This window comes from Mesorhizobium sp. WSM3224 (assembly GCF_000427725.1).
In the GTDB taxonomy this organism is placed as follows: domain Bacteria; phylum Pseudomonadota; class Alphaproteobacteria; order Rhizobiales; family Rhizobiaceae; genus Mesorhizobium.
Genome location: NZ_ATYO01000032.1, coordinates 26,359 through 44,404 on the forward strand (window position 1 = coordinate 26,359; position 18,046 = coordinate 44,404).

Consider the following 18,046-nt stretch of genomic DNA (forward strand, 5'->3'; position numbering starts at 1 on the left):
TGATGCCGAAAAGTGTGAAGCGGTTCTCGGACGACATCATGCTCCATCTCTTTGATTTAGAGCCGGATTCAGATTTCAGGTCGAACAGACCTGAAATCATCCGGCTCTAGGCGTTTCACAGAAGCGCGAACCGCTCTAAGTTTGTTCTTGCGCAATTCCGGACGGAAAGCCGCGACGCAGTTTTCCTGGAATTGTCCTGAAGTTTTTTGCCGGCTGTCGTGGCCGGCAGGCTTGAGCAACGGAGCGTCAGCGCCAGATAAGGGGCAGACTGGCGGTCCGTCGCCGATCGGAGACGGGTTGCCGGTGCGAGAGGAGATTGCGGGTTGATGCGCTTACCGGCGTTGCTTTGGGAGGGTTGCGGTGCGCGTCGGTAACGCACTCTACCGGCTTGCCAAGGATCTGCCGTCGGCGATCCCGGTGTTCCCGCTCGCCGGAGCGCTGCTTCTGCCGGGCGGCCGCATGCCGCTCAACGTTTTCGAGCCGCGCTACCTGCAGATGATCGACCAGGCAATGGCGGGCTCGCGGCTGATCGGCATGATCCAGCCCAGCCTCGACGGCGCATTGCGCGATGACGGCGAGCCGGAGCTGTGCAGCGTCGGCTGCGCCGGGCGCATCATCTCGCTCGCCGAGACGGGCGACGGGCGCTATCTGATCTCGCTGCAGGGTGTTTGCCGGTTTCGCATAACGCAGGAGCTCACGGCCAAAGCGCCGTTCCGGCACTGCCGGATCGCGCCGTTTCTGGCCGACCTCGAGGAAGACCCGGCCGGCGCCGAGGTCGACCGGCCAGCGCTGCTCAAGGCTTTTCGCTCCTATCTGCAGGCCAACGACCTCGAGGCCGACTGGGAGAGCGTCAGCCGCGCCGAAAACGGCATGCTGGTCAACGCGCTGTCGATGATGGCGCCTTACGGACCGGCCGAGAAGCAGGCGCTGCTGGAAGCGCCGGACCTGAAGACGCGCGCCGAAACGCTGATCGCCATCACCGAAATGACGCTGGCGCGCGAGGATGACGAGTTTGGGTCAAGCCTGCAGTAAGTGTATCGATATTCAGGTAAAGCCGGCCTGACCTGAATCTCAACACACTTTAGGGCCGGGCGATTGGACGATGGAAAGTGCCATGGCAGCGGATGGACGTGACGGGCGCAAGGCCGAGGTCGACCCGAAGCTTCTGGAATTGCTGGCCTGCCCGCTGACCAAGGGGCCGCTGACCTGGGACCCCGAGCGCGGCGAGCTGGTTTCGCGCGTGGCCAAGCTTGCCTATCCGGTGCGCGACGGCATCCCGATCATGCTGCCTTCGGAGGCGCGCACCATCTCGGCCGAAGACATGCTGACCCCGCCGCCGCGGCTGAGCGGGCCTTCGTAGGCGGGAAGCGTCGCAGCGACGTAGAAAAGACCCGTATGCTGGCGATCCTTCGCGCCCCCCCTCTGGCCTGCCGGCCATCTCCCCCTCTAGGGGGGAGATCAGACGTCACCCCGGCTTTCGCCAATTTTCCACCATTGCAGGAATGGCGCCGCGACTGAAGCTACCGATCTCCCCACTAGAGGGGGAGATGTCCGGCAGGACAGAGGGGGGCGCTGTCCCGCCGACGTCGAAGTTTCTGCATGGCGGCGTATCGCCCTACTGAAAATTGCGCCCCCTGGGCATGACCTGTTGCGCGGTGCCCGACAGCGCCTCGCTGTCCTGGCAGACCGGCAGGCCGCGGTTCGCCGGGGCGGTCCGGTTGGCATCGCCATCCGGCTGATGCTCGATGACCGGCGGATTGGCGGACTCCAGCAGCACGCTCAGCCATGACGTCAGGTCCTCGATCCGGTCGGCGACGATGTGGATGACGTCCGATTCATGCTGCAGCTTGCCGGTGACGCGGATGAAGCGGGCGCCCATGACGATGGAGCGGAAGCGGTCGAAGACCCGCGGCCAGATGATGACGTTGGCGATCGACTTTTCGTCCTCCAGGGTGAGGAAGATCGCATTGCCCTTGCCCGGACGCTGGCGCACCAGCACGAGGCCGGCGACGGAGACGCGGCGGCCGTCGCGCACCGACGGCAGGCGGGCATTGGGGGTGATGCCGGCGAGGTCGAGGCGCTCGCGCAGGAAGGCGACGGGATGCTCCTTCAGCGACAGGCCGAGCGAGCGGTAGTCATGCACGACATGCTCGCCGAGCGGCATCTTCGGCAGTTTCGTTTCCGGCTCCAGCTCGCGCAGGCCACCCAATGACGGCCGGTCGAACAGCGGCAGCTTTTCGGCGGCGCTCTTGCCGTCGAGCGCGCGCACTTCCCAGAGCGCTGAGCGGCGGTCGAGGCCGATCGAGCGGAAGGCGTCGGCCTCAGCCAGTCTTTCGATCTCGCCGACATTGAGGCCCGACCGCAGCCAGACATCCCGGACCGACCGATAGCCGTCGCCGCGCCGGGCGACGACGGCTTCCATGCGTTCTTCGGACAGGCCCTTGACCTGGCGGAAGCCGAGCCGCACGGCATGCGCCGTTTCGATGACGCCGCGCATCGAGGCATGGCGCTCGAGGATGCGGGACGGATCGAAGGCCGACCCTTCCAGCGTGCAGTCCCAGACGGAGTGGTTGATGTCGACCTCGCGCAGCTCGACGCCATGGTCGCGCGCGTCGCGCACGAGCTGCGCCGGCTGGTAGAAGCCCATCGGCTGCGCGTTCAGGATCGCGGCGCAGAAGACGTCGGGATAGAAGGTCTTGAACCAGCAGGAGGCGTAGACCAGCAGCGCGAAGGAGGCGGCGTGGCTTTCGGGAAAGCCATATTCGCCAAAACCCTCGATCTGCTTGAAGCAGCGCTCGGCGAACTCTCTGGGATAGCCCTTCTTGACCATCCCCTCGACCATTCGCGTCTCATAGTTTCCAATCGTGCCGGTGCGTTTGAAGGTCGCCATGGCGCGGCGCAACTCGTCCGCCTCACCAGGCTTGAAGCCGCCGGCGACGATGGCGATCTTCATTGCCTGTTCCTGGAACAAGGGCACGCCAAGCGTCTTGCCGAGAATCTCTTCCAACTCGGGCTTGGGGTATTCGGCCTTTTCCTTGCCCTGCCGTCTACGCAGATAGGGATGAACCATGTCGCCCTGGATCGGGCCGGGCCGCACGATCGCGACCTCGATGACGAGGTCGTAGAAATTCTTCGGCTTGAGACGCGGCAGCATCGACATCTGCGCGCGCGACTCGATCTGGAAGACGCCGAGCGTGTCGGCTCGCTGGATCATGGCGTAAACGCGACGGTCCTCTTCCGGGAGGCTGGCGAGCACGTAAGGTCGTCCAAACGGATCCCGCGCCCGCGGATAATGATCGGTGAGCAAGGTGAAGGCGCGCTTCAGGCAGGTCAGCATGCCGAGTGCCAGCACGTCCACCTTGAGGATCTTCACCGCGTCGAGATCGTCCTTGTCCCATTCGACCATCTTGCGTTCTTCCATCGCCGTCTTGACGATGGGCACGACCTCGTCGAGCCGGTCGCGGGTGATGACGAAGCCGCCGACATGCTGGGAAAGGTGGCGGGGAAAGCCCATGATCTCGTTGGCCCGCTCCAGCACCTGCCGCGACAGCGGATCGGTGCGGTCGAGGCCGCCGGCATTGGCTTCCCGGTCGCCGAGCTCGGAAGTCGACCAGCCCCAGATGGTGCTCGACAGCGCGCTGCGCACGTCCTCTGAGAGGCCCATGGCCTTGGCCACCTCGCGCAGCGCCGAGCGGCCGCGATAGCTGATCACGGCGGCGGCTAAAGCGGTGCGCTTGGCGCTGTATTTTTCATAAATATAGGCGATGACCTCGTCGCGCCGCTCATGCTCGAAATCGACGTCGATGTCGGGCGGCTCGTTGCGTTCCTCCGAGATGAAGCGCTCGAACAAAGTGTCGATCCGGTCGGGGCCGATCTCGGTGATGCCGATACAGAAGCAGATGACCGAATTGGCGGCTGAACCGCGGCCCTGGCAAAGGATGCCCTTGCTGCGGGCGAATTTGACGATGTCGTGGACGGTCAGGAAATAGCGGGCATAGTTCAGGCGCTCGATCAAGGCGAGCTCGCTGCCGATCCGCTGCGTGACGTGGTCGGGAATACCGGCCGGATAGCGCACGGCCGCGCCTTCGCGCGCCAGGCGTTCGAGCTCGGCCTGCGGGCCGAGGCCGGATTCGGTCGGCTCGTCCGGATAATTGTATTCGAGGTCGCTGAGCGAAAAGGTGAGCTCGTCGGCGAAGCGCAGCGTCTCCGCCAGCGCCTCCGGATGCCGGCGGAAAAGACGCGCCATCTCCAGCGGCGGCTTCAGATGGCGCTCGGCATTGGCCGTCAGCTCCAGCCCGGCCTCGGAAACCGGCGTGTTGAGGCGGATCGCGGTGAGCACGTCCTGCAGCGGGCGGCGGTCGGCGGCATGATAGAGCACGTCGTTGGTCGCCATCAGCGGGACCCTCGCGTGCTCGGCCATCGCCGCGGCCTGCTCGATGCGGAAACGGTCGTTGCCGGCATAATCCGGCGCCACGGCCAGCCTGATCGTCGAGCCGAAACGATCCTTAAGCCGGCTAATGAGCGCCAGATTGTCGTCCGCGCCACCGGACAGATCGGGCAGCACCGCCAGTGACATCAGATCGCCCCATTCGAGCAGGTCGTCGAGCTCGAGCAGTGTCGCGCCCTTCTCGTTCTCGTCCCGCAGATTGGCTTGCGTCAGCATGCGGCAGAGATGTCCCCAGCCCTGGCGGTCGCGGGGATAAGCGAGGATGTCCGGCGTGCCGTCGCCAAAAACCAGGCGACAACCGGGATGATAGGCAAGTTTTTCCACCTTGGCCTGCTGCCAGGCGCGCACGACGCCGGCCACGCTGTTGCGGTCGGCAAGCCCGATCGAGGCAAAGCCGTAGAATTTCGCCGTGACCACCAGCTCCTCGGGCTTGGAGGCGCCGCGCAGGAAGGAGAAGTTCGACCGGATGCCGAACTCGGCATAGGGGATGACGGTCAGCGCATTCATGCGAACACCCCATGCATGAACCAGCGCGGCGGCGCGGCTTGCGGAGCGGTGCTGTAGAGACCCTGGCGGTAGAGCCAGTAGCGGCGCCCCTCGCTGTCCTCGATGCGGTAATAGTCGTGGGTCGGCGCCTCCTCCTCGCCGGGCGGTTGCCGCCACCATTCGGCGGCGATGCGCTCCGGTCCCTCGGCGCGGGCGACGCGGTAAAGCGCGCGCCGCCAGCGGAAATTCATCGGCGGGCCTTCGGGGATCTCGGTCGCCGGCACCTCGATCGGCTCGGGCGAGCGGAACAGCCGCACCGGCCGCTCCGGCGGGTAGATGGTCATCGGCGGCGCTGTTCGGGGTGGCGCTGTACGATCGGTCGCCGGCGCGCGCCGTTGCGGGGCTTCCGCGAAAGGCACGCTTTTGACGGCGCGTTCCGGCAGATGGCTTTCGACGACGACCGGCTTCAGCACGGCGGCCTCGCCAAGGCGGGCGCGGACACGATCGGCAAAGAGCGCGATGTCGGCGTCATCATCCTCCGTCTCGCCGGTCAGGTCGCCCTGAGCCATGTCGAAGGCGGCGACCGACAGCACGGACAGCCGCACAAGGTCGAAACCGAAGCCGGCATCGATGTTCTGCTCCAATGCGGTGAGCCGCTCGTGGAACAGTTTCTGGATCAGCCGCGGCTCGCGCATCGGGCGCGAGGTGCCGACGGCGATGCGGCTAACGGCGCCATCGACGCGGAAGAGAAGCAGCGCCAGCGTCCTTGCGCCTTCGCCGCGGCGTTCGAGGTCGGTCTTCAAGGCGACGGCAAGCCGGCTCACCAGCCGCTCGATATCGTCGGTGAGCATGACCGGTTCGGCAAGGTGGCGCTCGACCGAGAGCGGCGCCACGGGAAGGCGCGGCGACACGGCCTCGTCGAGGCGGCCGAGCGCCTGGTCGAGGCGCAAAAGCAAGGTGGCGCCGAAGCGGCGGGCGAGCGGCGCGCGCGGCGCGGCCATCACCGCGCCGGCGGTGCGCAGGCCGACACTCTCCAGGCTGGCGCGGGTCTCCGGCGCGATGCGCAGCGCCGACAGCGGCAGCGGCGCCAGAAGCGCCTCTTCCTCGCCGCCGGCAATTATGCGGTCGCCATGGAAGCGCGCCGCCGCCCAGGCGGCGCCCGGCGTCGAGGCGAGGCCGGCGCGGACATCGAAACCCTGCTGGAAGAAGCGGGTGAGGATCTCGTCCTGCATGGCGCGCTCGCCGCCGAACAGATGCGCGCAGCCGGTGATGTCGAGGAACAGCCCGTCCTCGGCGTCGATCGCCACCAGCGGCGTGTAGCGGTCGCACCAGTCGGCGAGGCCTTCGAGCAGGCGGCGGTCGGCTTCGGCGTCGGCCTCCACCACGTCGATCGAGGGATGCATGGCGCGCGCATCGGCAATGCCCATGCCGCGCTTCAATTTGAGCGCCTCAGCCCGCTCGTCGAGGGCTGCGATGCGCTGGGTGTTGCTGTCGCGGTGGCTGATCACCAGCGGCAGGTGCTGCGAGGGCCGGGAACGCCAGGACCGCCCCAGACGCTGGCGCAGGATCCGCTCCGCGGCCAGATGCGGGAACCACAGCGACAGGTACCTCTGTTCTTTCTGCAAAAGCGTGCTCATTTGGGTTCCACTCCAGTGTGAATTGTCCGGGCAGGGCCGTGCGGCTCTTGCCGATATCGACGGTGAAGGCGGGGCGGCCGATCGAGCCGGCGAGCGGGCCGGCAACCGTTTCGCGGCTTGCCGCGGGTGCGGCCGAAACGATGAGGCGCAGGGGCGCGGCGGTGGGATCGGCCGCGCCGGCCTGGCGCAGCAACAGCACCGGACGGCCGGCATTTTGGGCGCGGGCGTGCAGGCGGCGCGTGGCGGTGAGGTCGAGCCGCTGCGGGCTGCCGCGGATTTCGAGGATGACGGCGGCGAAGGCCGTCATGCGGGCGGCCTCCTCGGCGATCCACAGCGCGTCGAGCAGCTTCGGCGCCTCGGAAAACAGCAATTGCTCGGGCTCGATGCCGAACAGGGCGTGAAGGCCCCTGGCATAGGGAAGGCCGGCCTCGTGAAAAATTTCCGCCGTCCCGACCCAAAGGATCGGCAGGCCCCGCTTCTCCTTGAGGATCAGGCTTACGAGCGACAGCGCGAAGCCGGCGACGGCACCGGCATCGCGGGTCTCCAGGCCATGGATCTCGCTGAGCGCCGCCTTGGGCAGGCCGCCGCCAAGTGCTGCGTCGAGGCGTTCGATGCCGGTGTGCAGGAAGGCGTCCGCCGAGGCCACAGCGAGACCGCGCCGGACAATCGTGATGTCCGGCGCCATACCCGGTCCGGCAGCACCGCTTTGCACTTTTCCTGGAATTGCTCCAGGCGCGCCGCGCGCCGGCGCTTCCAGGCGCTCGGGCAGCGTTCCCTCGATTTTCGCGATCTGGCGGCGCAGGGCAAAAACAGTATCCCGCGCCACGGCGTTCATCGCCATGACGTTCACTTCCGGCAGCAATTGTTCCTGTTATGTTCCCTATAGATTCCAGAGGCGCCCGGAAGAGTCAAGCAGAGTCACAAGGAATTTATTCCTTCGGCTTTTACCCTGAAAGTGGGCGGCCAACCGGCTCATTTGCCTCGATCGGCGCGAAAGCCTATATGCCGGGATCAAAGGACACTTCATGGCTCGTATCTACAAGACACGCACCTGGCACGACCAACTCTCGCCGTCGATCGACGAGATAGAGCTTCTGGCGTTGGAGACCTATGCCCATCTGCCGGACGAGTTCCGCAAGCTCACCGGCGAGATCATCATCCAGATCGCCGATTTCCCGACCGACGAGATCATGGACGACCTGTCGCTGGAGACGCCCTTCGACCTGCTCGGCCTTTTCGAGGGCCGCGGCATCGCCGAGCGCTGGAACCCGCAGACCGGCGAAGGCCCCAACCGCGTCACGCTCTATCGCCGCGCCATACTCGACTATTGGGCCGAGAACGAAGAGACGATGGGCGACATCGTCACCCATGTGCTGATCCACGAGATCGGCCACCATTTCGGCCTGTCTGACGACGACATGGAGCGGATCGAGGAAGCCGCCGAGCAGGCGGCGGCGGGCTAGCGTCACCTCGTCATCCTAGGGCGGAGCAAGGAGCGAAGCGACGCGCCCCCCTGAATCCTGTGATTTCAGAGCGCTGCTGCAGTGCAGAATCCGAAACGCTGGCGGGACAGCACCCCCCTCTGTCCTGCCGGACATCTCCCCCGCAAGGGGGGAGATCATGCGCTCGGTCGCTTTCGCCAATCTCCTACGCAACAGGATTGAGCGAGGCGCCGAAGCTGCCAATCTCCCCCCTTGCGGGGGAGATGGCCGGCAGGCCAGAGGGGGGTGTGAAGGAACGCGGCGCCACAGTGCTTTCTTAACACCTAAGGTCTCCGCTCCTGCTCCGCCCTAGGATTGAGCCCTACCAGTCGCTCAGCTTGGTATCCGGGGTGTATTCCTGGCCTTCGACGTCCTTCACCACGGCCTGGCCGCAGCGCATCGACTTGGTCGTCTTGTCATAGCTATAGGTCGGCGAGCCGAACAGGTGCCAGCCCTTGTTCAGCGCCGCCGTCACCTTGTGGCAGAAGGTGGCGTCGTCCGGACCGGACAGAAAGCGGTAGAGTTTCATTCTTCGTCCCTGATCGTGATTGTCTCTGTCTATGCATGTCGTTTTCCCAAAGCCGATGCGCACTTTTGGGCGACATGCATCAGCCCCGGCGCATCATGCGCCGATGATTGCGGCCTTCGCCAGAAGTTTCTCCGCCTCGGCCAGATGCAGCCGCTCGACCATGCGGCCGTCCAGCGCAATCACGGCCTTGCCAGCATTCTCGGGCCGCGCGAACGCATCCCTGATCGCGCGGGCCGCGGCCAGCCTCTCGGGCGACGGCGAAAAGGCGCGGTTCGCCGGCTCGATCTGAGCGGGGTGGATCACCGACTTGCCGTCAAAGCCCATGGCCGCCCCTTCGGCGCATTCGCGGGCAAAGCCGTCAAGGTCGCGAAAATCATTGGCGACGCCGTCGATGACGTCGAGGCCGCCGGCGCGGGCGGCAAGCACCAGCTGCATCAGCCAGGGCATCAGATAGCGCCGGTCGGGCGTGGCGAGGATGCCGGTCGCCTTCACCAGATCATTCGTTCCGGCTACGAAACAAGCCAGGCGCGAAGCAGGGTCGCGGCCGAGCTCGGCGATGGCGCCGATGTTGAGCAGCGCCTTGGGCGTCTCAACCATCGCCCATAGTTTCACGCTGTCCGGCGCGAAATTGTCGTCGAGCAGGTCGCCGGCCTCGAGGATGTCGCGCGGCGTGCCGATCTTGGGCAGGAGAATGCCGTCAGGCCCGGCCTTGGCCACGGCCAGCAGGTCGTCGCTACCCCACTCGCTGGCTAAAGGGTTGATGCGCACCACCATCTCGCAGCGCCGTTCAGGACCGGCCAGGATGCCGGCAATCTTGTCGCGCGCCGCCGCCTTGTCGGCGGGCGGGACGGCGTCCTCGAGATCGATGATGACGGCGTCGCAGGCAAGCGAGGCGATCTTGGCAAGCGCCTTGTCGTTGGAGGCGGGAATGTAAAGCACCGAGCGGCGCGGGCGATAGGTGTCGATGGCCATAGGCGATCTATGCCGGGTGGAGATGGATGAGGCAAGCGTAAGGCACGATGAGGCGACGTCGTGCTGCAATCGCATACGGCCGCGCCGCCGTATGCGATTGTCGCTCCAGAGGTAGGGTTGCCTAGCCTGCGACAGGATCCCTGCACAAAAACTGCAAGGTTGTGCTGAAAAGCTCCGGGATTCCGCCGCGCGCTTTCCGCGCCGGCCGATGAAACAGGCAGTATGCAGACACATCGCAAGTCCCGCTGGTCCCTGCCTCCGCGCCTCCTCGACGATGGCTGGTGGCTTGTCGAGCCGCAGAGGCTGCGTCCCACAGGCAGCATCCTGCCCTTCGTTCCGAGATCGCGGCAGGCGGTCCGGATTGCCGGACCGAGGACGATCCGGCCATGAGGCGCTCCGCAATCTTGCCGCGCTCTCGACAGGCGCGCCGTGCCTGCTCAAGCGGTTTATCGTTTCACGAAGGCGCAGAACCATTCCACCTCTTTGTTTTGACGCAATTTCGGAGCGAAACCGTTTCACACTTTTCCTCGAATTGCTCTAATCCTGCCGTCACCCAACCGGGCCGCTGATTCCATGCCGCACAACATCCTGGTCGCCGACGACGATCCGCATATCCGCGAGATCATCTGCTTCGCTCTGGAGAAGGCCGGCATGAAGACGGCAGCCGTGGCCGACGGCGCGGCGGCGCTCAAGGCGATCGAGCGCCGCGCGCCCGACCTCATCGTGCTCGACATCGGCATGCCGGAGATGGACGGGCTGGAGGTCTGCCGGCGGCTGCGGCAAAAATCCGACGTGCCGGTGCTGTTCCTGTCCGCGCGGGATGAAGAAATCGACCGTATCCTCGGGCTGGAGATGGGCGGCGACGACTATGTGACCAAGCCGTTCAGCCCGCGCGAGCTGGTCGCCCGCGTCAACGTCATCCTGCGGCGAGCGCGTCCGGCGGCGGTGGAGCCGGAAGCGGACGACCGGGAGTTCGCGCATGGCAAGCTGATGCTTGCCCCGGCCAGCCATGAAGCGCGTTTCGACGGCAAGCCGCTCACCCTGACGGCGATCGAGTTCGCCATCCTGAAAGGCTTTCTCGCCCGCCCGCTTCATGTGCTTGGCCGCGACGCGGTGATGGCCAATGCCTATGCCTCGAACATCCACGTCTCGGAACGCACGGTCGACAGCCACATCCGCAACGTGCGGGCCAAGCTGGCGGCGGTCGGCTGCGCCGATGCGATCGCGACTGTGCATGGCGTCGGCTTCCGGCTCGGCCGATGCGGTGGTTGAGCAAGGAAAGGTGGCGGCCGCGGCTCGCCACCGTCGTCATCGCCATCCTGATCGTGGTCATGGCGCTGCCGCTGGTCGGGCTGTTCTTCTTCCGGCTCTATGAGAACCAGCTGATCCGCCAGACCGAGGGCGAGCTGATCGCGCAAGGCGCGGTCGTCGCCGCCGCCTATGCCCAAGAGGTGCGCGCCGCCGGCATTCCCCAGGACAGACTGGGCTCGCCGATCTCGGCCGATCCGGCGAGGGACAACAACTATCCCTATGAACCGATCGAACCGCGCCTCGACCTCGCCTCCGATGACGTCATGCCGACGCGGCCAGCGGCGGTTCCGGCCACGGCCGATCCCGCCTTCGCGGCAATAGGCGCGCGGCTCGACGGCATTCTGGACGAGACGCAGAAGACCACGCTTGCCGGCTTCCGCCTGCTCGATCCGCACGGCGTGGTGATTGCCGGCGGCGACGAGGTCGGCCTGTCGCTCGGCGAGGTCGAGGAGGTGCGGGCCGCACTTTCCGGCACTTATGCCAGCGAGCTCAGATTGCGCATCCCCGACCAGCCGACGCCGCCGCTTTATTCGGTGAGCCGCGGCACCAAGGTGCGCGTCTTCGTCGCCCTGCCGGTCGAGGTCGACGGCCGGGTCGCGGGCGTCGTCTATCTATCCAGAACGCCCAACAACATCGTCAAGCATCTCTATGGCGAGCGCGGCAAGGTGACCCTGGCGGCGATCGCCATCCTCGGCGGCACGCTGTTGGTCGCGCTGGTGTTCATCCGCACCGTCAGCCGGCCGATCTATGCGCTGATCGACCGGACAAAACGCATCGCCGCGGGCGATCGCGAGGCGATCCGGCCACTCGACCATCACGGCACGCGCGAGATGGCGGCGCTGTCGGCCGCCTTCCTCGACATGGCGCAAAAACTGCAGGCGCGCTCCGACAGCATCCAGACCTTCGCCACCCATGTCTCGCATGAACTGAAATCGCCGCTGACGGCGATCCAGGGTGCGGCCGAGCTGCTTCGCGATTCCGGCGGCGCGATGGACGAGGCCGAGCGCCGGCGCTTTTCCAACAACATCGTCACCGACGCCGGGCGGCTCAATCTCCTGGTGCGCCGGCTACTCGACCTAGCGCGCGCCGAAAACCTGGCGCCGAGCGGTGAAAACACGACGCTCGACGCGGCGCTGGCGCTGCTGCCGGTCGACGCAAGATTGGAGGCTCGGATCGAGGGCGGCGGCGAAATCAGGCTTGGCATCTCGGCTGAGAATCTCGGCATCGTGCTCGCCAATCTCATCGACAATTCGGCACGGCACGGCGCTCGACAGGTGGCGATCGATGCTTCAGCCGCTGGCGAGCGCGTGTCGGTCCATGTCGGCGACGACGGCGACGGCATCTCGGCCGCCAACCGCGCCAAGATCTTCGAGCCGTTCTTCACCACGCGGCGCGAAACCGGCGGCACCGGCATGGGGCTCGGCATCGTGCTGGCCCTCCTGAAAGCGCATGATGGCACGATCAGGCTGGTTGACTCCGGACGCGGCACGCGCTTCGAGATCGATTTGCCGGTTGCGTGAAGACGCGGGCGGCTTTCTACGCAATTCCGGACGGATCGCTACGACGAAGTCGTCGAGCGCAACCGTTGAATACTTTTCCTGGAATTGCCCTGGATCGGAGAAAAAATGCGCTACGACATCGTCATCATCGGAGGAGCCATCGTCGGGTCCTCGGTCGCCTATTACCTGCGCGAGGAGGGATTTTCCGGCTCCATCGCGCTGGTCGAGCGCGATCCGCAATTTTCCCACGCGGCGACGACGCTGTCCCTGGCCTCGATCCGCCAGCAATTCTCGATCCCTGAAAACATCCGCCTGTCGCAGTTCACGCTGAAACTGTTCCGGCGGCTCAAGGAAACCTTCGGCACCGATGCCGATATCGGTTTTCGCGAGGGCGGCTATCTCATCCTTGCCGGCGAGGCCGGCCTGCCGATCCTCAAGGCCAATCACGAGACGCAGGTCGCCGAGGGCGCCGATATCTCGCTCGAGGACGCCGAGCAGCTGGCGCGCCGCTTCCCGTGGCTGTCGGTCGAAGGCATTTCCGCCGGCGCCTTTGGCCGCAGCGGCGAAGGCTGGTTCGACGCGCATGCGCTGCTGACGCTGTTCCGCAAGGCGCTGCGCGACAAGAAGATCGATTTCATCACGGCGTCGGTCACCGGCATTGCGCGCAAAGGCAACCGCGTCGCCGGTGTAAGCCTCGACAATGGCGAGACGCTGGAAGCCGGCATTATCGTCAACGCCGCCGGCCCGAACGCCGGCAAGGTGGCGGCTTTTGCCGGGCTGGCGCTGCCGGTCGAGCCGCGCAAGCGCAACGTGTTCGTCTTCGAGGCGCGCGAAAAATATGCCGACATGCCGCTGCTGGTCGATCCCTCCGGCATCTATGTACGGCCGGAAGGTTCGGTCTATCTCACCGGCGGCGCCGAGCCGGAAGAAGGCGATCATGCGCCCGATCCGAAGGATTTCGAGGTCGAGTGGCCGCTGTTCGAAGAGGTGGTGTGGCCGGTTTTAGCCACCCGCATCCCGGCCTTCGAGGCGATCAAGCCGACGCGCGCCTGGGTCGGGCACTACGACTACAACACGCTCGACCAGAATGCGGTGATCGGGCCGCATCCGGAGGTCGAAAACTTCCTCTTCGCCAACGGCTTTTCCGGCCACGGCCTGCAGCAGGCGCCGGCGGTCGGCAAATCGCTCGCCGAGCTCATCGTGCATGGCGCCTATCGCACGGTCGACTGCACGGCGTTCGGGTACAGCCGTGTGGCCGAGGGAAGGGCGTTCCGGGAATTGAATGTGATCTGAGGCAGCGCGCCCCTTCCTCACAGGCGAGAAGGTAGGGAGCTACCCCTTCCGCCGTGTCTCGACATCGGTCTTGCCGACATACCAGTCGCGGGCGTTGACCTCCTCGAACACCACCCAGACATCGTCATTGCCGAGCCCGGTGGCCTCCATGATGGCCGAGGTCACCTTTTTGGCGATGTCAGCCTTCTTGCCGGCCGGATCGGCGGCGATCACTTCCTTGACGATGCGGATGTTGACGAATGGCATGAAGTCCTCCCCTTGGAATTTGGCTACGCAGCCGGGAGACTGTTTCGAAATTCGTTCCGGCGAGTCATATAGTGGTGGTTTCGAGAACCGGAGCGGAGCGGACATTTAGGTCCGTGAGCACCGGAAGCGCAGAAAACGCCAGCAGATGGCCGCAGGAGTAGAATTTCCAAACCGTCTCGCCTCAATAGGTTTTCGCCCCGTTGACCATCAGCCGCACCATGTAGAGCGAGGTGGTGCCGGCGATGTAGAGACAATTGAGCTTGTTGCCGCCGAACACGCAGTTCGCCGTCACTTCCGGCACCTTCACCTTGCCGATCAGCGTGCCGTCCGGGTCGTAGCAATGGATGCCGTCGGCGGCGCTGGTCCAGATGCGCCCGTCCGAATCGAGCCTGAAACCGTCGAACAAGCCGGCGGTGCAGTCGGCGAAGACCTTGCCGCCCGAAACCTTCCTGCCGTGCTTGCCGATAGTGAACACCCGCATATGCGCCGGGTTCTTCTCGCCATGCGTGCGGCCCGTGTCGACGACATAGAGCAGGCTTTCGTCGAGCGAGAAGGCGAGCCCGTTTGGCCGCACCATATCGGTGATGACGGCCTCGACATCGCCCGTCTGCGGATCGACGCGATAGACGTTGCAGGCGCCGATTTCGCTTTCGGCCTTGTCGCCCTCATAGTCGGTATCGATGCCGTAGCTCGGATCGGTGAACCAGATCGAGCCGTCGGAGCGCACCACCGCGTCGTTGGGCGAGTTGAACCGCTTGCCTTTCCATTTGTCGGCGATGGTGGTGACCGAGCCGTCATGCTCGGTGCGGCTGACGCGGCGGCCGGAATGCTCGCAGGTCACCAGCCGGCCCTGCCGGTCGACCGTGTTGCCATTGGAATTGCCGGACGGCTGACGGAACACGCTGACGCTGCCGTCGGTCTCGTCGTAGCGCATCATGCGGTTGTTCGGGATGTCGGACCAGACGACATAGCGGCCGGCGGCGAACCATGCCGGCCCTTCCGCCCACCGGCATCCGGTGAACAGCTTTTCCACCTGCGCGCTGCCGTTGAACAGGCGCGCGAAGCGCGGATCGAGAATCTCGTAATAGTCTGCGGCCGCCATGCATTCCTCCCGGCATCACGTGACGGGCGGATCAAGCCAGCCCGAAACCGATCTGGCAAGACGGATTCCCCGCAATTTGTAAGACAAAACGGATGAGAATTACGTGAAGCCCGGCCGGCGCGGGCTTCGCGGGCGGCGCGTGGGCCTGTTAGGCTTGGGTTAACCCGCTATGCGCTGGTTGCAATGGTGCATTGCAACATCTTTCTTTTGCATTGCACCATTCCTATGTCATGCTGGCAATCGTCAGGGAGGAACAACCGGCTGCGTGAATGCGGCATAGAAGGAACCCTGTCACCATGTTCGACAACCTCGTCTCCCGCGCCCGCGCCAGCATGGCCAAGCGCCGCCACTACAACCGCCTCGTCTCTGAAATCGAGAACCTGTCGAGCCGCGATCTCGCCGATCTGCGCGCCGACCGTTCCGAGATGCTCTACCAGATCCACAAGCAGATCTACGGCTGAGTGATCGGCCGCTGGGCGCGGCCTGTCACGTTCGTTATCCCTTGGGCGTAGCGATGCGAAGACCCAAGGATCCGTACCGGACGAGGGCGCGTCAGCCCGGTGCCGCCAGCGCTTTCTCGATCTGCGGCAACAGCAAAGCCCTCACGGAGTCGGCCGTCAGCGGCCCGACATGCTTGTAGGCGATCTTGCCGTCCTTGCCGATGACGAAGGTCTCGGGCACGCCGTAGACGCCCCAGTCGATCGCCGCGCGGCCGGCCGGGTCGACGCCGATGGCCTGATACGGATTGCCGAGATCGCCAAGGAAGCGGCGGGCATTTTCCGGCTGGTCCTTGTAGTTCAGCGCCGCAAGCGTGAAGCGCTTGTCCTGCGACAGGCCGAGCAGCACCGGATGCTCTTCGCGGCACGGCGCGCACCATGACGCGAACACGTTGACCAGCGTCACCTTGCCGGCAAAGTCTTTTGACTCGAGCCCCTGCAGGTTGACGCCTTCGAGCGGCGGAAGAGCCGTCTGCGGCGCCGGCAGCCCGATCAGGGCCGAGGGGATTTCCGAAGTGTCGCGGCCGGACAGGAGCTGCGAGAGAAACAATCCCGCCAGGCCCAAAAAAATCAGCAGCGGCAAGAGTACGAAGAGACGGCGACGGGGCGCCGGCGTTTGGGTTTCGATGCTCATGGCTTCGTCGCCCCGGCCTTGTCGGAGCGCCGCCGCACGCCGGCCGCTTCCAGCGCCGCCAGCTCGCGCTTGCGCGCCCGCTGGTCGAGCAGGATCCAGCCGATCAGCCCGATGAGCACGAAGGCCGTGATGGCATAGGCGGCGGTGACGAACAGGGCGTGCGCGCTCATCCCGGCCGCTCCCCGGTCGCGCTCTCCACGCCTGTCATGCCAATCCTTCCGACCATGCCTTCCCTTACCCTTACACCGGGCGTCCCGCAATTTGCCGCGGTGCCGCAGTGAAGAAACGTCTTCGCCGCCCTAATCCGTCCCGTGCCGCAGCGCCAATGCCGCCGCCAGGGGACCGAGCACGGCAAGAAACAGCGTCAGCGCGGCGAGAATGAGGAAGGGCTGCAGGAACGGCGCCGGGTCGGCCACCGCACCATAGCTTGCCGAGACGCCGAAGATCAGCACCGGAATGGTCAAAGGCAGCACCAGCACCGAGATCAGCAGCCCGCCGCGCGGCAGAGCCACCGCGACCGCCGCGCCGGCGGCGCCGATGAAGGTGATGGCCGGCGTGCCGATGAGAAGCGTCAGCGCCGTGGCGCCGATGCCCAGCGGCTCCATGTTCATGAACAGGCCGAGCAGGGGTGCGGCGACCACCAGCGGCAGCACGCTGCCGGACCAGTGGGCCAGGCATTTCACCAGCACGGTCAGCGCCAGCATGTGACGGTCGTTGTCGAGCACGAGCAGGTCGAGCGAGCCGTCCTCGCGATCGGCCTGGAACAGCCGGTCGAGGCCGAGCAGGCAGGCAAGCAAAGCCGCGATCCACAGGATCGCCGGGCCGATGCGCGACAAAAGGTTGAGGTCGGGTCCGACGCCGAACGGGATGGTGACGATGACGGCGAGGAAGAAGATGACGCCGGTCAATGCATCCCCGCCGGCGCGGATGGAAAGGCGGATATCGCGCAGGAAGAGGGCTAGCATGGCTTGAGATGCCTGCGCCCAGGCCCCCCTCTCTGGCCTGCCGGCCATCTCCCCCTCAAGGGGGGAGATTGGATGTCACCTCGGCCTTCGCCAACCTTCATCGTAAGATCTGCGGGGCGCCTAAACTGCTGATCTCCCCCCTTGAGGGGGAGATGCCCGGCAGGGCAGAGGGGGGTGCCTCGCGCCGACATCAAAGAACCTGCCCCATCCTCAACGCCTTCGCCCCGCCCAACCCCAGCGGCAGATGCGTCGCCGCCACCAAAATCCCCCCATCCTGCAGATGCCCCCGCATCAATCCCGCGAACCGCTCCTCCGACGCCTTGTCCAGCCCTGCCGTCGGCTCATCGAGCAGCCAGACCGGCCGCCGGCCGACCAAGAGCTTGGCGATCGAGGCCCGCCGCCTTTGCCCGGTCGACAGATAGCCGAAGGGCAGGTGCCCGAGACCGCCGAGCGCCACCGTCTCCAGCGCCTCTTCGACGCCCAACCCTGGCTCGCCCTGGAACGCACGCCAGAAGGCGAGATTCTCCTCGACGCTGAGCGCCGTCTTCATCGCGTTGAGATGGCCGAGATAATGCGCGGCCGAAGCAACCGTCGGGAAAGCCTCGCCGCCGCCTTCGACAAGCACTTTGCCCCCTGCGGCAGGCAGCAGGCCGGCGACGATCCTGAGCAGCGTCGATTTGCCGGAGCCGTTCGGCCCGGTGACGATAAGCGCCTCGCCTTTTTCGAGCGCGAAGCCGATGTTGGAGAAAACCGTCTCGCCGCCGCGCTCGCCGCCCAGATTTTCGGCGATCAGCCGCATTCTTTGCCCGTCCCGAAAGCACCGTTTCGCGGCCGCCGCCGCATCGCACAAATTTGCTTTTCGACTGTCTAGAACTATTCCAGGAAATTCTCTATATGCGGTGCATCCGTGCCAGCGGTCGGCGCGGGAACAGAATTAGCGCCGAACC

General features: G+C 65.6%; 18 protein-coding genes. 7 read left to right on the plus strand and 11 right to left on the minus strand.

All coding sequences use genetic code 11. From position 1 onward, the window contains the following. Positions 1-360: 360 nt before the first annotated feature. Positions 361-1,032 (plus strand): LON peptidase substrate-binding domain-containing protein, encoded by a 672-nt coding sequence (locus YU3_RS0129885; RefSeq protein ID WP_027169662.1) that lies wholly within the window; start codon positions 361-363, stop codon positions 1,030-1,032. A gap of 82 nt (positions 1,033-1,114) precedes the next feature. Beyond that, entirely contained in the window at positions 1,115-1,360 is a 246-nt protein-coding gene (locus tag YU3_RS0129890; RefSeq protein WP_027169663.1) for a Trm112 family protein, read from the plus strand. Between the two features lie 255 nt (positions 1,361-1,615). Here the strand turns inward: YU3_RS0129890 and YU3_RS0129895 are convergent, their stop codons facing one another. From YU3_RS0129895 to YU3_RS41895, 3 genes are read right to left on the minus strand one after another with little or no spacing between them, the layout of a single operon-like run. Continuing rightward, the gene (locus YU3_RS0129895) at positions 1,616-4,954 is read right to left on the minus strand and encodes an error-prone DNA polymerase (protein WP_027169664.1); all 3,339 of its coding nucleotides are present in this window, start codon (positions 4,952-4,954) and stop codon (positions 1,616-1,618) included. Next, positions 4,951-6,441, minus strand: coding sequence for a DUF6504 family protein (locus tag YU3_RS0129900; RefSeq protein WP_027169665.1), 1,491 nt, complete (start codon positions 6,439-6,441; stop codon positions 4,951-4,953). Before YU3_RS0129900 ends, YU3_RS0129895 begins: the two co-directional genes overlap by 4 nt. Continuing rightward, positions 6,383-7,411, minus strand: coding sequence for a hypothetical protein (locus tag YU3_RS41895; protein WP_027169666.1), 1,029 nt, complete (start codon positions 7,409-7,411; stop codon positions 6,383-6,385). Before YU3_RS41895 ends, YU3_RS0129900 begins: the two co-directional genes overlap by 59 nt. Positions 7,412-7,595: 184 nt before the next feature. Here YU3_RS41895 and YU3_RS0129910 point away from each other — a divergent pair, with 184 nt between their 5' ends. Next, positions 7,596-8,033 (plus strand): metallopeptidase family protein, encoded by a 438-nt coding sequence (locus tag YU3_RS0129910; protein ID WP_027169667.1) that lies wholly within the window; start codon positions 7,596-7,598, stop codon positions 8,031-8,033. Between the two features lie 340 nt (positions 8,034-8,373). Here the strand turns inward: YU3_RS0129910 and YU3_RS0129915 are convergent, their stop codons facing one another. Both YU3_RS0129915 and YU3_RS0129920 read right to left on the minus strand, forming a co-directional pair. Continuing rightward, positions 8,374-8,580, minus strand: coding sequence for a DUF1737 domain-containing protein (locus tag YU3_RS0129915; protein WP_027169668.1), 207 nt, complete (start codon positions 8,578-8,580; stop codon positions 8,374-8,376). Positions 8,581-8,673: 93 nt separating this feature from the next. After that, entirely contained in the window at positions 8,674-9,552 is an 879-nt protein-coding gene (locus YU3_RS0129920) for a CoA ester lyase (protein ID WP_027169669.1), read from the minus strand. 573 nt (positions 9,553-10,125) lie between these two features. Here YU3_RS0129920 and YU3_RS0129925 point away from each other — a divergent pair. The 3 genes from YU3_RS0129925 to YU3_RS0129935 all read left to right on the plus strand — a co-directional run bounded on the left by YU3_RS0129925 (position 10,126) and on the right by YU3_RS0129935 (position 13,655). Further along, positions 10,126-10,824, plus strand: coding sequence for a response regulator transcription factor (locus YU3_RS0129925; protein ID WP_027169670.1), 699 nt, complete (start codon positions 10,126-10,128; stop codon positions 10,822-10,824). After that, positions 10,812-12,383 (plus strand): HAMP domain-containing sensor histidine kinase, encoded by a 1,572-nt coding sequence (locus YU3_RS0129930; protein WP_027169671.1) that lies wholly within the window; start codon positions 10,812-10,814, stop codon positions 12,381-12,383. Before YU3_RS0129925 ends, YU3_RS0129930 begins: the two co-directional genes overlap by 13 nt. 105 nt (positions 12,384-12,488) lie before the next feature. Next, on the plus strand, positions 12,489-13,655 hold the full coding sequence (locus tag YU3_RS0129935; protein ID WP_027169672.1) for an FAD-binding oxidoreductase: 1,167 nt from the start codon (positions 12,489-12,491) through the stop codon (positions 13,653-13,655). Positions 13,656-13,694: 39 nt separating this feature from the next. Here YU3_RS0129935 and YU3_RS0129940 read toward each other — a convergent pair whose 3' ends face one another. Next, complete coding sequence (locus YU3_RS0129940) at positions 13,695-13,901, minus strand: 4-oxalocrotonate tautomerase family protein (RefSeq protein WP_027169673.1); 207 nt, start codon at positions 13,899-13,901, stop codon at positions 13,695-13,697. A gap of 181 nt (positions 13,902-14,082) precedes the next feature. Then, positions 14,083-15,003, minus strand: a complete 921-nt coding sequence (locus YU3_RS0129945; protein WP_027169674.1) for an SMP-30/gluconolactonase/LRE family protein — start codon at positions 15,001-15,003, stop codon at positions 14,083-14,085. Positions 15,004-15,299: 296 nt separating this feature from the next. On the opposite strand from YU3_RS0129945, the gene YU3_RS40895 reads away from it, so the two are divergent. Beyond that, the gene (locus tag YU3_RS40895; RefSeq protein ID WP_156913641.1) at positions 15,300-15,464 is read left to right on the plus strand and encodes a hypothetical protein; all 165 of its coding nucleotides are present in this window, start codon (positions 15,300-15,302) and stop codon (positions 15,462-15,464) included. Positions 15,465-15,555: 91 nt separating this feature from the next. Here the strand turns inward: YU3_RS40895 and YU3_RS0129955 are convergent, their stop codons facing one another. The 4 genes from YU3_RS0129955 to ccmA form a co-directional block, all read right to left on the minus strand. Beyond that, positions 15,556-16,134 carry a DsbE family thiol:disulfide interchange protein gene (locus YU3_RS0129955; protein ID WP_027169676.1) on the minus strand — a complete coding sequence of 193 codons (579 nt, stop codon included), beginning with the start codon at positions 16,132-16,134 and terminating at the stop codon, positions 15,556-15,558. Beyond that, the gene (gene ccmD, locus YU3_RS0129960; protein WP_027169677.1) at positions 16,131-16,304 is read right to left on the minus strand and encodes a heme exporter protein CcmD; all 174 of its coding nucleotides are present in this window, start codon (positions 16,302-16,304) and stop codon (positions 16,131-16,133) included. The genes YU3_RS0129955 and ccmD overlap by 4 nt, the downstream gene beginning before the upstream one ends. A gap of 129 nt (positions 16,305-16,433) precedes the next feature. Next, positions 16,434-17,099, minus strand: coding sequence for a heme exporter protein CcmB (gene ccmB / locus YU3_RS0129965; RefSeq protein ID WP_027169678.1), 666 nt, complete (start codon positions 17,097-17,099; stop codon positions 16,434-16,436). Between the two features lie 190 nt (positions 17,100-17,289). Then, positions 17,290-17,898 (minus strand): heme ABC exporter ATP-binding protein CcmA, encoded by a 609-nt coding sequence (ccmA, locus tag YU3_RS0129970; protein ID WP_027169679.1) that lies wholly within the window; start codon positions 17,896-17,898, stop codon positions 17,290-17,292. Between the last annotated feature and the right edge of the window lie 148 nt (positions 17,899-18,046).

Bases quoted from the DNA above. Each gene is read 5' to 3' on its own strand.
- YU3_RS0129890 (WP_027169663.1), top strand. From the start codon at position 1,115: ATGGCAGCGGATGGACGTGACGGGCGCAAGGCCGAGGTCGACCCGAAG.
- YU3_RS0129895 (WP_027169664.1), bottom strand. From the start codon at position 4,954: ATGAATGCGCTGACCGTCATCCCCTATGCCGAGTTCGGCATCCGGTCG.
- YU3_RS41895 (WP_027169666.1), bottom strand. From the start codon at position 7,411: ATGGCGATGAACGCCGTGGCGCGGGATACTGTTTTTGCCCTGCGCCGC.
- YU3_RS0129910 (WP_027169667.1), top strand. From the start codon at position 7,596: ATGGCTCGTATCTACAAGACACGCACCTGGCACGACCAACTCTCGCCG.
- YU3_RS0129915 (WP_027169668.1), bottom strand. From the start codon at position 8,580: ATGAAACTCTACCGCTTTCTGTCCGGTCCGGACGACGCCACCTTCTGC.
- YU3_RS0129920 (WP_027169669.1), bottom strand. From the start codon at position 9,552: ATGGCCATCGACACCTATCGCCCGCGCCGCTCGGTGCTTTACATTCCC.
- YU3_RS0129925 (WP_027169670.1), top strand. From the start codon at position 10,126: ATGCCGCACAACATCCTGGTCGCCGACGACGATCCGCATATCCGCGAG.
- YU3_RS0129930 (WP_027169671.1), top strand. From the start codon at position 10,812: ATGCGGTGGTTGAGCAAGGAAAGGTGGCGGCCGCGGCTCGCCACCGTC.
- YU3_RS0129935 (WP_027169672.1), top strand. From the start codon at position 12,489: ATGCGCTACGACATCGTCATCATCGGAGGAGCCATCGTCGGGTCCTCG.
- YU3_RS0129940 (WP_027169673.1), bottom strand. From the start codon at position 13,901: ATGCCATTCGTCAACATCCGCATCGTCAAGGAAGTGATCGCCGCCGAT.
- YU3_RS0129945 (WP_027169674.1), bottom strand. From the start codon at position 15,003: ATGGCGGCCGCAGACTATTACGAGATTCTCGATCCGCGCTTCGCGCGC.
- YU3_RS40895 (WP_156913641.1), top strand. From the start codon at position 15,300: ATGTTCGACAACCTCGTCTCCCGCGCCCGCGCCAGCATGGCCAAGCGC.
- YU3_RS0129955 (WP_027169676.1), bottom strand. From the start codon at position 16,134: ATGAGCATCGAAACCCAAACGCCGGCGCCCCGTCGCCGTCTCTTCGTA.
- ccmD (WP_027169677.1), bottom strand. From the start codon at position 16,304: ATGAGCGCGCACGCCCTGTTCGTCACCGCCGCCTATGCCATCACGGCC.
- ccmB (WP_027169678.1), bottom strand. From the start codon at position 17,099: ATGCTAGCCCTCTTCCTGCGCGATATCCGCCTTTCCATCCGCGCCGGC.
- ccmA (WP_027169679.1), bottom strand. From the start codon at position 17,898: ATGCGGCTGATCGCCGAAAATCTGGGCGGCGAGCGCGGCGGCGAGACG.